1 pseudogene is annotated in these 306 nt (G+C 61.4%); it reads left to right on the forward strand.

The features are described from left to right. A pseudogene (locus ACNQQL_RS36190) lies at positions 1-306 on the forward strand (type II secretion system protein GspD); the annotation flags it as partial.

The following is a 306-nucleotide window of genomic DNA, read 5'->3' on the forward strand; positions in this document are numbered from 1 at the left end:
ATCCTGGCGGACAACGGCGAGATCATCGTGCTCGGCGGTTTGATGCAGGACAACTACCAGGTGTCGAACAGCAAGGTACCGCTGCTCGGCGACATCCCGTGGATCGGCCAGCTGTTCCGCTCGGAAAGCAAGCAGCGCAAGAAGACCAACCTGATGGTGTTCCTGCGCCCGGTGATCATCTCCGACCGCAGTACGGCGCAGGAAGTCACGGCCAACCGCTACGACTACATCCAGGGCGTGACGGGCGCGTACAAGTCGGACAACAACGTGATTCGCGACAAGGACGACCCGATCGTCCCGCCGATG

It is taken from the genome of Burkholderia sp. LFS061 (assembly GCF_047978125.1).
In the GTDB taxonomy this organism is placed as follows: Bacteria; Pseudomonadota; Gammaproteobacteria; order Burkholderiales; family Burkholderiaceae; genus Burkholderia; species Burkholderia pyrrocinia_C.